At 68.9% G+C, this 12,922-nt stretch carries 8 protein-coding genes and 1 tRNA gene; 5 read left to right on the top strand and 4 right to left on the bottom strand.

Annotated elements, in window-relative coordinates:
- The coding region (locus FCU40_RS20515) for a hypothetical protein (RefSeq protein WP_206677359.1) at positions 1-606 on the bottom strand (606 nt) is incomplete at its 3' end.
- A 542-nt stretch (positions 607-1,148) separates the two neighbouring features.
- Here FCU40_RS20515 and FCU40_RS20510 point away from each other — a divergent pair.
- The 5 genes from FCU40_RS20510 (at position 1,149) to FCU40_RS20490 (ending at position 7,920) form a co-directional block, all read left to right on the top strand.
- The gene (locus FCU40_RS20510) at positions 1,149-3,545 is read left to right on the top strand and encodes a TonB-dependent receptor (RefSeq protein WP_168077472.1); all 2,397 of its coding nucleotides are present in this window, start codon (positions 1,149-1,151) and stop codon (positions 3,543-3,545) included.
- 201 nt (positions 3,546-3,746) lie between these two features.
- A complete protein-coding gene (locus tag FCU40_RS20505) occupies positions 3,747-4,538 on the top strand; it encodes an ABC transporter permease (protein ID WP_168077470.1) in 792 nt (263 codons plus the stop codon).
- Between the two features lie 9 nt (positions 4,539-4,547).
- Entirely contained in the window at positions 4,548-5,300 is a 753-nt protein-coding gene (locus FCU40_RS20500; RefSeq protein WP_168077468.1) for an ABC transporter ATP-binding protein, read from the top strand.
- A complete protein-coding gene (locus FCU40_RS20495; RefSeq protein WP_168077466.1) occupies positions 5,297-7,744 on the top strand; it encodes a glycoside hydrolase family 99-like domain-containing protein in 2,448 nt (815 codons plus the stop codon). The genes FCU40_RS20500 and FCU40_RS20495 overlap by 4 nt, the downstream gene beginning before the upstream one ends.
- Positions 7,745-7,843: 99 nt before the next feature.
- Positions 7,844-7,920, top strand: a tRNA-Arg gene (locus FCU40_RS20490).
- 26 nt (positions 7,921-7,946) lie between these two features.
- On the opposite strand, the gene FCU40_RS20485 is transcribed toward FCU40_RS20490, so the two are convergent.
- From FCU40_RS20485 to FCU40_RS20475, 3 genes are all read right to left on the bottom strand, one after another.
- Positions 7,947-10,790, bottom strand: a complete 2,844-nt coding sequence (locus tag FCU40_RS20485) for a hypothetical protein (protein WP_168077464.1) — start codon at positions 10,788-10,790, stop codon at positions 7,947-7,949.
- A 110-nt stretch (positions 10,791-10,900) separates the two neighbouring features.
- Positions 10,901-12,085, bottom strand: coding sequence for an acyl-CoA dehydrogenase family protein (locus tag FCU40_RS20480; RefSeq protein ID WP_168077462.1), 1,185 nt, complete (start codon positions 12,083-12,085; stop codon positions 10,901-10,903).
- Positions 12,082-12,846 carry an SDR family NAD(P)-dependent oxidoreductase gene (locus FCU40_RS20475; protein ID WP_168077460.1) on the bottom strand — a complete coding sequence of 255 codons (765 nt, stop codon included), beginning with the start codon at positions 12,844-12,846 and terminating at the stop codon, positions 12,082-12,084. The genes FCU40_RS20480 and FCU40_RS20475 overlap by 4 nt, the downstream gene beginning before the upstream one ends.
- Between the last annotated feature and the right edge of the window lie 76 nt (positions 12,847-12,922).

Raw genomic sequence — 12,922 nt, 5'->3', positions numbered from 1 at the left:
TTCCGGTAGCAGCTCGACGCTGCGGGCGCGCGTTTCCCGGGCGATCGGGTCATCGCCGGTCAGAGGAAAGTCCAGGATCCGCGCCGCCCCGCCGATGCGATCGGGGACTTCTTCGGGGCCGATGACGCCGACCATCAGCGTCGCCCGCTCGGCGATGAACAGGCCGACCTGTTCGTAGTGAAGGCAGCGCTCGACGCCCTCGAACGCCCGATCGCCGGGGCGTTTTAGCGCGGCCAGCGGAAAGGCCGAGACGTTCGGATGCGCCAACAGGCCGCGCAATCGCGCCAGGTCATCGGACGCGGTGGCGAAGTCTTGCTCATAGACCGCGAGCGGAAAGGGCAAAGGCGCCAGAACCGGCCAGCCCCGCGCCAGGGCGGCCTCGGCCGCGACGGTGTCGGCTCCCGCCGCCAGGGCGCTGAGCAGCCTTGGGGCCGCAAGGGGCCAGAGCCCGTCGATCATCTCGAACACGACGTCCAGCGCGGCGCGCACCGCCGCCTCCGCGCCCCGGAGATCGCGCTTGCCCGAGATGCCGATCAGCATGGGCTGGGCCGGCGGCGGTTCGCCGACGGCGCGCCACGCGCTCGCCGCGATCTCGATCGTCGTCAACGGCTCCCCCGCATCCACGCGCCCGCCAGGCAGGCGCGAGCGCTCTCATTATCACAATCCAAAGGCGCCGAGACAATCCTGCACACTCATAACTTGATATTTCTTGACTTTAGGTTCGCCGCCCGAGGCGGCGGTCGGCGGGCGCCCCTCCTCCGCTGATGATTTCGCGCGCTCGCGGGGTAGGTGCGTGCCCATCCGGCGGGCCATCGACCTTCATTGAGGCCGCGCGCGCCCGCGACGCCTTGCCAGGACGGGGCGAACCTCGGTTCCTGGGGATCTCGAAATTGGCGGCGCGGCCGTTTGTCAGGCTGACCCAGACGGACGAGCGAGCGAGCCTCCGGGGCCTCAGCAACGCCTAAATCAATCCGCGCCACCAAGCGCCGGAATACTCAAATACATTTCGCGAACTAATAATTCATATTTGCAATTATTAGGCATTGACGCCATCGAAATGATCAATCTGAAATATATGTTACAGTCCTGAGAAAATCTAAATTTACCTGAACCGCCCCCACGGCGACGCTCCCCCTATCAGTGATTGATTGGGGGTATGCATGACCATTCGAACTCGCTCGCTCGCGACCTCGCGTCTTCGCGCGCTTCTGCTCACCGCGACCCTGCTGGGAAGCGCGACCTCGGCACTGGCCCAGCAGGCCGACAAGACCGCCGAGCTCGACACCTTGGTCGTCACCGGCAAGCGGCTGTCGGAAGCCAGCGTGGCCATCGGCACCGACCACGCGACCGCCACCGTCTCGATCACCCGCGAGGCCCTGCTCTCGGCGCCGGCGGGGATCACTGGCCTGAAGATGCTGGAGTCCCTGCCGGGCTTTAACGTCCAGGCCAACGACGCCCTGGGCATGTACGAGTTCGGCAACTCGGTCTCGGTGCGGGCCTTCAACTTCCAGCAGATCGGCTTCCTGCTGGACAATATTCCGATGGGCCGCAGCGACCAGTTCGGCGGCAGCCCGATCTATCGCTATGTCGACAACGAGAACCTGATGCGGGTCACCGCCTCGGCGGGGGCCGGCGATGTCGCCCTGCCCAGCTACGCTTCGCTGGGCCCGATCGTCGACTACTTCACCCAGGCCCCAGCCAAGACGGCCGGCGGCGCGTTCAGCGGCACCCTGGGCAGCGACCACCTTCGCCGCGGGTTCCTGCGCCTGGAGCTGGGCGAGCACGGCGGTTTCTCGGGCTATGTCAGCGGCTCGTGGATCAAGGGCGACCTGTGGCGCGGCCCGGGCACGATCGATCGCAAGCACTACGAGGGCAAGCTGAAGTACGCCCTGCCCAAGGGCGGCGACATCACCTTCCAGACCGTCCACAACGACTATTACGACTACGACAGCCCGTCGATCACCCTGGCCCAGTACAACGGGACGGCCGGCGACGTGTTCGGGCGCTCGGGACGGTATTTCGCCTATCTGGGCATCGTTCCCACGCCGGGCGCGGCGGGCACGGCGCAGACCGCCACCAACCTGCCGGCGGTGGCCGGCGGCCCGGTCTATTCGAACGCCAACTACGCCCAGTACTACAAGTTCGCGGTCAACAGCCGGAAGGACCACCTGTACGGCCTGACGCTGAACACGCCGATCGTCGACGACCTGGACCTGACCACCACCGCCTATTACGAGGACAAGGGCGGCTATGGCGTCTCGCCCGAGGCCTATTCAACCTCGCTGGCCAGCTACACGGCCGAGAAGGGCATCGTCGCGGGGATCGTCGCGCCCAGAGGCATTCAGTACGGGCTCTCCGGCATCGACGGCCTGCGCAAGGGCGTCACCGCCAAGCTGGCCTGGCATGTCGGCTTCAACAAGATCGAGACCGGCCTCTGGCTGGAGGACGACGACTATCACCGCACGCAGAACCGCTACAACGTGCAGGACGGCAATCCCGACGGCGCGCCCCTGTTCAGCGAGCGGGTCCACGCCCAGCGCGACTACAAGTCCGTGCGCCAGACCCAGCAGTTCTTCCTGAAGGACACCCTGACCCTGCTGGAAGCCAAGCTGAAGGTCGAGGTCGGCTTCAAGGCCACCGACATCGATTACAAGATCTCCGGCTATCGCAATCCGAACGACTACATCAACAGCCGCCAGCCGACCTTGAAGGCCAAGTGGAAGGATAGCTTCCTGCCGCAGGTCGGCGCGGTCTACAGCCTGACCGGCCGCGACCAGGTGTTCGCTTCCTACTCCGAGAACATGGCCCTGCCGCGCGGCGCGGACGATATCTTCTCGGCGGCCAGCCCGACGGTGGCGGCTCCGGCGCCCGAGACGTCGACCAACTGGGAGCTGGGCTATCGCGCCAACCACAAGACGTTCAACGCCTCGATCGTGGCCTATCAGACGCAGTTCAAGAACCGGCTGCAGGCCTTCGCGGCTCCGGTGCCCGGCGGCGGCGGGATCACCGAGACCTATTACCAGAACGTCGGGGCGGTGAAGGCCAAGGGCGTCGAGCTCAGCGGCCAGTGGAAGCCGGAGATCTTCGCCGGCAAGGCCTATCTGAACGCCAACGTCTCGTACAACAGCGCCAAGTTCCAGGATGACGTCCTGAACTATCGGGCCAGCACCACGGCCAGCCCCGTCACCCTGTCCATCGCCGGCAAGAAGGTGCCCGACTTCCCCGACTGGGTGTTCACCACCGGCGTGACGGTCGAACCGTTCGACGGTCTGCTGTTCAATGTCTCGGCCCGCCACCTGGAGAGCCGCTTCACCAACTTCGTCAACAGCGAGAAGGTCGACGGCTACACCATCGTCAACGCCTATGTGGACATCGGCGACGGCTTCGCGGCCGGCCCGTTCAGCCAGATCAAGGCCCGGGTCAACATCGATAACATCTTCGACAAGGACTATCTGGGGACCATCAACACCACGGTGAACACGCCGGCCAGCTTCCGTCCGGCCCCGCCTCGGACGATTCAGTTCACGATCTCCGCCGACTTCTAGCCCCGTGACGCGCCCGTCCGCCGAGGCGGGCGCGTCTCACAGCGCCGGGCGAAGCGCCGCGCCAACTAAAGTTTTTACGCAACACTTCCCACGCTTGTTGAGAAACCAAGGCTCGACCGACCTCCAAAACGTTGTCGGGCGGCGCGGCGCTCTATAAGCAGGCCCCTTGTCGATCGCCGCGAGGCGCCGAGGAAGGGTTGCATGTCGAGTCCCCTGATGGCCGCGTTCAAGGACGTGGGAGACGCCATCCGTCTCACGCCCCTCTGGTGGCGGCTCGGCCTGGACCAGACGGCCTCGCGCTTCCAGCGCTCGATCCTGGGCCCCTTCTGGATGGCCTGCAACCTGCTGGTCGTCGCCTTCGCCCTGGCCTTCATCGTCGGCGGCCTGATGGGCGTGAACCTGCGCGAGAGCTATCCGCAGGTGGTGGCCGGCCTGCTGGCCTGGTCCCTGGTGGGGACCACCATCGCCGAGGCCCAGGCGATCTTTCTGTACAACGCGGGCCTGATGCAGAGCCAACGCCTGCCGCTGACCTTCTATGTGTTTCTGCACGCCCAGAAGGCGGCGACCAACTTCCTGACCCAGCTGATCGCCTTCTGGGCCATGATGCTGGTTCTGGGCCGGTTCGCCGCGCCGCACTGGACCCTGCTGCCCGCCGTCGCCCTGGTGCTGCTCAGCGTCTGCTTCCTGGGCTTCATCATCGCCATCCCGTCGACCCGGTTCCGCGACGTCGCCTACATGATGAGCTACGTGGTGCAGCTGCTGTTCTACGTGACCCCGGTGTTCTGGACGCGGGCCCAGATGAGCCCGAAGTACCGCTGGGTGGTCGACTACAGCCCCCTGGCGCACCAGGTGGAGCTGCTGCGCGCGCCCCTGACCGGCCACGCTCCCGCCGCGATCGACTGGCTTTGGTCGCTGGGAACCGTGGGCGCTTTCGCCCTGATCGCCATCGCGCTGCTGGCCCTGTTCCGCAAGCGCGTGGTCTTCTGGCTGTAAGAGGCGGCGATGACGCACCAGATCAAGCTGACGAACGTCGACCTCGACTATTACGTCTACAGCCTGCGCTCGCAGTCCCTGCGCAGCGCCGTGTTCAACCTCGCGGTCGGCGGGCGCATGTACAAGGCCGCTGGCGACGTGGCCGCCGTCAGGGCGCTGTCGGAGATCAATCTCGAGATCAACGAGGGCGACCGCATCGCCCTGGTCGGCCACAACGGCTCGGGCAAGACCACCCTGCTGAAGGTGATCGCCGGCATCTATCATCCGACCCGCGGCGAGCTGTCGATCGACGGCGACATCACCTCGATGATCGCGATCGGCGCGGGCATGGACCCGGAAGCCACGGGCCTGCGCAACATCCACAAGCTGGGCATGATGCGCCGCCTGTCGCGCAAGGTGATCGACAGCCGCATCGACGCCATCGCCGAGTTCTCGGGCCTGGGCGACTTCCTGCACCTGCCGGTGCGCACCTATTCGGCCGGGATGCAGGCGCGACTGATGTTCGCCGTGGCCACCGAGTTCGACGCCGACATCCTGGTGCTGGACGAATGGCTCAGCGCCGGCGACGCGGCCTTCGTGCAGAAGGCGGGCGAGCGGATGCAAAGGATGGTCGAGGAGGCCAAGATCGTCGTCCTGGCCACCCACGACGAGGACCTGGTCCAGCGGGTCTGCAACCGGGTCTGCGAACTGAGCGGCGGACGCATCGCGTTCCTGGGCTCGACCGAGGACTGGGTGGCCTATCGGGCGGCCGCGGCGGCATGAGCCGGGACCGGCTCGACCTGCGCCCGCTGAGCGGCGCGGTCTGGAGGGCGTCGGATGACGCCGCCCCGGTCCTCGTTCAGCAGGGCCCCCGCGCGGTTCTCGCCTGGACTCCGGACCGCGCGACGCTGCGCGCCCTGGCCGAGATCAGGACCTTGCGGATCGAGCTGCGCCTGGCGGCGCCGGAGGGCAAGTCGCCGGATGTCCTGGTCGAAGCCGACTGGGGCGGCGGCTATGGCGAGGACTCGCGCGCGCGCCTGAAGGCGGGCGGCGAAGGCCTGTTCACGGTGCTGCCCGCCAGGGGCCGACGTCTGCGCGGCCTGCGGCTGGCGCTCGACGGCGAGGCGGGGCAGCTGGTCCTGGAGCATTTCGCCGTGTCCGGCGCGGGCAAGCTCGACGCCGATCCGCGCGGCCGGCTCGGCCCGGCGTTCGAGGCGCTGAAGGGATTTCTGGGACCGCTGCGGTCGCCGCTGGCCGGCGCGTGGCGCGCGGCCCGGCGCGTTCGTCCGCGTGGGCGGACGCCGCGCGCCGGGGAAGGCGACGCCTGGCGGCGGACCTATGACCACGCGCTCGCCGTCGCCCGGAACGCTCGCGCCGAACAGTTCGCCGCCCCGATCGTCGAGCCCCTGCGCCTAGCCCCCGACGCGCCGAGGGTCCTGGCCTTCTACCTGCCGCAGTTTCATCCGATCCCGGAGAACGACGCCTGGTGGGGCAAGGGCTTCACCGACTGGAGCAATGTCGCCAAAGCCCAGCCGCAGTTCGTCGGCCACCACCAGCCGCGCCTGCCGGCCGATCTGGGCTATTACGACCTGCGCCTGTCGTCGGTCATGGCCCAGCAGATCGCCCTGGCGCGGACGGCCGGCGTGTCGGCCTTCTGCTTCCACTACTACTGGTTCGACGGCAAACGCCTGCTGGAGACCCCGATCGAGGCCTATCTCGCCGACCCGACCTTCGACCTGCCGTTCGCGCTGTGCTGGGCCAACGAGAACTGGACGCGGCGCTGGGAGGGCGACGAGGGCCAGGTGCTGATCGCCCAGAACCATTCGCCCGAGGATGACCTGGCGGTGTTCCGCGACCTGGCCCGGTACATGGCCGATCCGCGCTATGTGCGGGTGGGCGGACGGCCCGTCCTGGTCGTCTACCGGCCCGAGCTTCTGCCCGATCCCAAGGCCACCGCCGCGCGGTGGCGAGGCCTGGCGCGCGACCTGGGCCTGGGCGAGCTGGCGCTGTACGCCACCACCGCGTTCGGCTTCAGCGACCCCGCCAGTTGCGGGTTCGACGGCATTGTCGACTTCCCGCCGCACGGAATCGATGTCGCGGAGATCACCCGCCAGGTCCAGCCGCTGCATCCGGACTTTCGCGGCCAGGTCTATGACTACGCCGGCGTGGTCGACGCCAAGCTGAAGGCCCTGGCCGGCGCCGGTCCCGACTTTATTCCCGGCGTCATGCCCAGCTGGGACAACCAGGCGCGCAAGCCCGCCGCCGGCAAGGTTTTCCACGGCGCCGATCCTCAAACCTACCAGCGGTGGCTGTCCGGCGCCCTCGAGCACGCGGTCCGCGTCCAGCCGCCAGGCGAAGCCCTGGTGTTCGTCAACGCCTGGAACGAATGGGCCGAGGGCGCCTATCTCGAACCGGACCGGTGGTTCGGCCACGCCTACCTGCACGCGACGCGCGCGGCCCTGGCCCCCTATGCGCGACGCCTCCCCGCCGACCATCCGGTCGTCGCGGCCTCGGCGGCCGGCTTTCAGCGGCGATCGGACACTGCGATCCTGCTGCACCTCTACTATCCCGACCTGACCGACTGGTTCGCCACGCGCCTGGCCCCGCTGGCCGGGCGAGCGGACATCATCGTGACCGCGCCCGACAGCTGGACCGAGACCGACCTCGCCGCCGCGCGAGCGGCCTTCCCCGACGCCCTGCTGCTGATCACCCCGAACCAGGGCCGCGACATCGGCCCGTTCATCCGGGCGCTGAAGGCGGCCCGCGCGCACGGCCACGCGCTGTTCTGCAAGCTGCACACCAAGCGCTCGCCGCATCGCGGCGACGGCGACGCCTGGCGCGAGGCCCTGGTCGCCGATCTCGTCGGACCGGGCGCGGCCGAGCGGGCGCTCGCGGCCTTCGCCAAGGATCCCCGGCTCGGCCTGCTGGCGGCCGCCGACGCGCGGATGACGCTGGGCGCGCAAGGCGTGATGGACAATAACCGGGCGCACGTCGAACGCCTGTCGGCGCTGATGGGCCTGACCGTGAAGGACAGCACGCCCTTCGCGGCCGGCTCGATGTTCTGGGGACGGATCGAGGCCTTCGAGCCCCTGAGCGCCCTCAGCGAGGCGCGGATCGGCTTCGAGCCCGAACAGGGCCGCGTCGACGGCGCCGCGGCCCACGCGCTGGAACGGCTGACCGCCGCCATCGTCGCCCGGGCCGGCTATCGCGCGAGCTTCGCGCTGTGACCCGAGCCCGGCGCCGGACTTCGATCCCGACCACACCGGCGCGAGGGGTTCGCACGCCCGTCATCTTGCGCTATGCACCCCTGGCCGCGCGCGAAGCACGGCCCGGTAGCTCAGCAGGATAGAGCAGCGCTTTCCTAAAGCGAAGGTCGGGGGTTCGAGTCCCTCCCGGGCCGCCAGCGCCAGGTGTCGCGACAAGCCCCCCTCAGCGACAGGAGGACCGCGTCGCGAGCAAGGCTTCGCGGTTGCGCGCGAGGTTTTCGCCGGTGCGCGCGATCGGCTCGGGGCCCTTTCCCAACCCCCGCCACAGGGCCGTGTTGAACCGCGCGGTGTCCAGCTGATCCTCCTTGGCGAAGTTCTGGCCGGCCATGGCGTCCGCCCAGAACGCGGCGGTTCTCACCGGGCAGGCTTCGCCCGTCTGGACAGGCTCGAAGCGGTCGGCGGGGATGGGCAAATCCGTCGCCTTCAGCACGTCGGACGCGACGGCGCGGTAGGACCAGGTCGGGGACTGACCGAGGTCGAAGACGTCGGCCATGGGCGGCGTCATCCGCGCATTGAGGCTCAAAGGTTTGAGGCCCAGCAGATCGCCGATCGAGCGCACCATGCTGACCGTCGTGTAACGCGTCGAGACCACCGCCTTTTGGCGCACATAGGCGCCCAGCACGAAGGCGATCGAACGGCGCGCGTCGACGTGGTCGGCGCCGTTCTGGGCGTCGTCCTCGATGATGAACACGACGGTCGACTTGGCGAAGGGGCTGTTGGCCAGGGTTTCCAGCACGAGACCGACCGAGAAGTCGTTGTCGGCCATCTGGGTCTCGACCGTGTTGACCCCATCCAACGCGTCCTTGAAGTCGCCGAAGTGATCGTGGCTCAGGCGCAGGAGGGTAAGGCTGGGCATGGCCCCGCGCTTGACTTGCGCCGCAAACTCGCGCCGCCACTCCATCACGCGCCAATAGTCCGCCAGACGCTGATCGAAGCCGCGGAAATAGGGATCGCTGCGGGTCGCCAAGAGCTTGTCGGTGGCGGTGTGGATGCGCGTGTGGGTTTTCCAGGGCTCGCGCAGCGGCGCGACATCGCCCGGTTCGCCCTGGTCGTAGACCGATGCGTCGGCCATGCCGTAGTTGCGCACCGAAACACCCGCCCTGATCGCGGCGCTCCACAGGAAGCCGGCGCCCTTGGCGTCGTCGTCGTCCCCATCGGCGTCGGGCGCCGTGAGCAGGGCCTTTCCGGGCATCAGATCCGGATCGTTCGGCGTCGCCGGATTGGTCGCCCGGCGTTCGGCGAAACCTAGCGCCGTCGGCACATTGCGGTCCGCCTGCTCGGCCTCGTAGGAGAGCCCGCGCCCCGAATAGTTGACCGGCGCCGTCTTCTCGAGAAGGTCCGGCGCGCGCGCGGCGGTGGTCCAGGTCCATCCCGTGCTCGACTGCTCGCCGCTGTCGTAGAAATTGTCCAGGGTGACGAACTGTTCGGCCAGACGGTGGTGATTGGGGGTCAGGCGGCGGCCGAGGATCGCGAGACTGGGGTCGCCATTGCCGACGGGCAGATCGCCGAGCACCTGATCATAGGTGCGGTTTTCCTTGATGATGAACACCACGTGTTTGATGCGCTTGCGCAGCTCAGCCATGGTTCTGGCGGCCGCCGCGCGCTCCCGCGCCCTATCCGCGCCCAGGTTCTTCGCCACTTGCGCCGTGGTCCGCGCAAGCGCGGCGCCGGACGGCAGCGGAAAGGTCAGCAGGCCCGCCTTCTCGAGCTGGAACACATACTGGTTGGCGGCGCCGCAAGCGCTGGCCTGCGACTTGATGGACGCCACCTTGGGTCCGCAGCCTCGCGGATTGGGGCCCGGCGGGCTCTTGCGGTTGATCACGAAGGCGCGCCCGGCGGCCGGGTCGAAGGCGACCCCGCTCGGATACCAGCCGGTGGGGATGGCGCCCATGGTCTTGCCGTCCGCCGACAGGACGAGCAGCGCGTTGACGCCGCCCAGCGTGACCAGCAGGCGCCCGTCCGGCGTGAGCGCCAGGCCATTGGGGTTCAGGCCCTTTCCAGCGGAAGGATCGAGGCCGGGCAGCGCGAGTTTCCATTCCGCGATCAGTCGGCCCGCCTCGACGTCCGCGACCGCGACGCGGTCGGCGTTGTCCTCCGCGGCGTAGAGCCGCCGGGCCTTCCCATCCCAGAGCAGCGCGGTCGGTTCGCCGATCGTCGCGATCCGGCCAGTCACCTCGACGCCGTCCCCCGTGACCCGCAGCAGGACCAGCTGTCGATCGCGCGGGGCCGAGACCACCGCGTGGGAAGCGTCCGTCCAAACGACGGCGAACGGGAATTCGCCGCCCGGCGCGCCGACCCGCGCCGGATCATTCTTGCCCGGGCGCAGATCGCGTTCGGAAATCACCTGGCCCTTGGTCAGATCGATCAGGCTGACCGAGTCGTTGTAGTAGTTCGCGACCAGAGCGCGGGCGCCATCGGGGCTGACCGCGACGCCGGCGGCTTCGGGCTTCACGTTGACGCCGTTGCCCTGGGCGTGACCCAGCTTGACCGGGCCGCCGGCCGCGGGGCGGAACCCCTCGGGGGTCCGAACAAAGCGATGGACGTTGTCGTCCACGCCGCCGCCGACGAGAAATCCGTTACCGTCGGGCGTCCAGGCCACGCCGGAAAAGCTGTTGGGCGTCTGAACCGTCTCGAGGAAACGCGCGCCGGTCGGTTCGACGGCGTAGCGGAAGACATAGTCCGTGGACTGTCCCGCGACGACCTTGCCATCGGGGCCGTTCACGCGGTTGAAGCCGCTTGTGAGCACCAGCACCTCGCGGCCGTCGGGGCTCAGCGCGATGGCCGAGGCGCCGTCCGCCAAGGTGTCGGGGAGCGGACCGATACGCGCCGGAAGCGGTTCGAAGACCGCGCCCGGCGCGGCGAGCGGCGTCAGCATCTGCCCGGTGGGCAAGGGCGTTGGCCCCGCCGCGTTCGACGCGGCCTGGGCGGGCGACAAAAGCGCCCAGCACGCGAACGCCGACAAGATCGGCGCCGCTCGACGTCCGATGCCCGATTTGAAACGCGCCATGTCCCGCTCCCGCTTGCTTCAAGAGCATCGCTAGGGCGAGGTTGCGACAGTCTCGTGTCGGTCCGCCCTTAGGGGGCCGCGCCGCTCATGGAGGGGCGTTGGCGGCGGACCTAAAGGGGCCGGTTCGCGCTCCCCGCCGCGTCGCGCTTGATCTTCTTGGCCAGGCTCCATTTGTGGACCTCGGTCGGGCCGTCGTAGATGCGGAAGGCGCGGACCTCGCGGAACACCTGCTCGACGATGGTGTCGCCGGTGACGCCCGTACCGCCCATCACCTGGACGCAGCGGTCGGCGATGCGCATCAGGGCCTCGCTGACGGCGACCTTGGTCATCGAGCTTTCGGTGGTCCCCGGCGCGCCGGAATCGAGGACGTCGGCGCACCAGTCGATCATCAACTCGGCCTGTTTGAGCTCGATCAGGTTCTCGGCCAGCATGAAGCCGACGCCCTCGTGATCGATCAGCGGCTTGCCGAAGGCGTGGCGCTTGACCGCGTAGGCCGTGGCGATCTCGTGGGCCCGCGCGCAGGCGCCTAGCCAGCGCATGCAGTGGGTCAGACGCGCCGGGGCCAGGCGCACCTGGGCCAGCTTGAAGCCGTCGCCCGGCTGGCCCAGGATCTGGTCGGCCGAGACGCGGAGGCCCTCGATCGACACGACGGCGTGGCCGCCAGGCATGGAGCTGTCGATGGTGTCCAGCACCCGCTCGATACGGATGGCCGGATCGGGCAGGTCGACCAGGAACAGCGTGGCGCCGACCTCCGCCTTGGCCATGACGATGCCGACCTTGGCGCCCTCGGCGCCGGTGATGAAGGCCTTGCGGCCGTTGATCACCCAGTGATTGCCGTCTTGGGTCGCCGTGGTCATCAGCATCGACGGGTCCGATCCCGCCCCGCCGTCGGCGGCCGGCTCGGTCATGAAGAAGGCCGAACGCGCCTCGCCGGCGATCAACGGCGCCAGGAAGCGCGCGCGCTGCTCGCTGGAGGCGGCCTTGCCCAGCAGGAACATGTTGCCTTCGTCGGGCGCGGCGACATTGACCGCCTGCGGTCCCAGCGGCGACAGACCGGCGGCCCGCAACACCTGGGCCGTCTCGCGGTGCGAGAGGTGCGAACCGTCCGCCAGGATGTGCGGGGTCAGCACCCCGGCCGCCCGGGCCTTGGCGCGCAGCTCGGCGATCAGCGCGTCCGACGGACCATGCGCCCCGCGCCGAGGATCCTGCTCATAGGGGGCCACGACCTCGCGCACGAAGGCCTCGACCTTGGCGGCGATCGCCGCGCCCCTGGCGTCGTCGCGCGCCCCGCTCATAGCGATTGTCCGTCGTCGATGGTGAAGTCCGCGCCGGTGACGCCCTTGCTCTCGTCGGACAGCAGATAGACCAGCATCGGGTCCAGGGCGTCCTCGTCCAGCATCCGACGGCGCGGCCATTTGCCGATCTGCTTGCGACCGCCCTCGGTCTCGAACCAGTCGCCGGCCAGCTCGGACTTGATGTAGCCGGGACAGAGGTTGTTGACGTTGGGCCCATGCCGCGCCCATTCGCGCGCCAGATGCCGGCCCATATGGCTGACAGCGGCCTTGGAGGCGCTGTAGGCCGTCACACCCGGCGTCACCATCCTGGCGGTAATCGACGAGACCAGCACGACTCGGCCGCGCTCGGCGATCCCGGCCTTCCGCATCCGCCGCGCGCCCTCGCGCGCGGTCAGGAACACGCCGCGCACATTGACCGCGAACACCTGGTCGAAGTCCTCGACGGCGATCTCCTCGGCCAGGCCGTCGGCGGTGATCCCGGCATTGGCCACGACGCCGTCGACCGGCCCGAAGGCGGCCTCGGCGGCGTCGTAAGCGGCGATGGTCGAGGCTTCGCTGGCGACGTCCAGGGCCACGGCCAGGCAGCGCCCGCCCTCGGCCACGATGTCGACGCGCAGCGCCTCCAGCCTGTCCACGCGCCGCGCGCCGATCACCACCGCCGCGCCCTCGGCGGCCGCGACGCGGGCGAACCGCGCGCCGATTCCCGAGGAGGCGCCGGTGATCAGCACCGTCCGGCCAGCCAGTCGCTGGGTCTTGCTCATGTCGGTCCCCCGTCGGATCGAGCGCGTTCGAACGGCTTGCCGCTCATGCCTTCAGCGTGACGCCGACTATCGCGGC

It is taken from the genome of Caulobacter sp. SSI4214 (assembly GCF_012184455.1).
Classification (GTDB): Bacteria; Pseudomonadota; Alphaproteobacteria; order Caulobacterales; family Caulobacteraceae; genus Caulobacter; species Caulobacter vibrioides_E.
The sequence above is the reverse complement of the archived record's forward strand: the minus strand, read 5'-3'. Positions and strand labels throughout refer to the sequence as shown.

Bases quoted from the DNA above. Each gene is read 5' to 3' on its own strand.
- FCU40_RS20475 (WP_168077460.1), bottom strand. From the start codon at position 12,846: ATGAGCAAGACCCAGCGACTGGCTGGCCGGACGGTGCTGATCACCGGC.
- FCU40_RS20495 (WP_168077466.1), top strand. From the start codon at position 5,297: ATGAGCCGGGACCGGCTCGACCTGCGCCCGCTGAGCGGCGCGGTCTGG.
- FCU40_RS20500 (WP_168077468.1), top strand. From the start codon at position 4,548: ATGACGCACCAGATCAAGCTGACGAACGTCGACCTCGACTATTACGTC.
- FCU40_RS20505 (WP_168077470.1), top strand. From the start codon at position 3,747: ATGTCGAGTCCCCTGATGGCCGCGTTCAAGGACGTGGGAGACGCCATC.
- FCU40_RS20485 (WP_168077464.1), bottom strand. From the start codon at position 10,790: ATGGCGCGTTTCAAATCGGGCATCGGACGTCGAGCGGCGCCGATCTTG.
- FCU40_RS20480 (WP_168077462.1), bottom strand. From the start codon at position 12,085: ATGAGCGGGGCGCGCGACGACGCCAGGGGCGCGGCGATCGCCGCCAAG.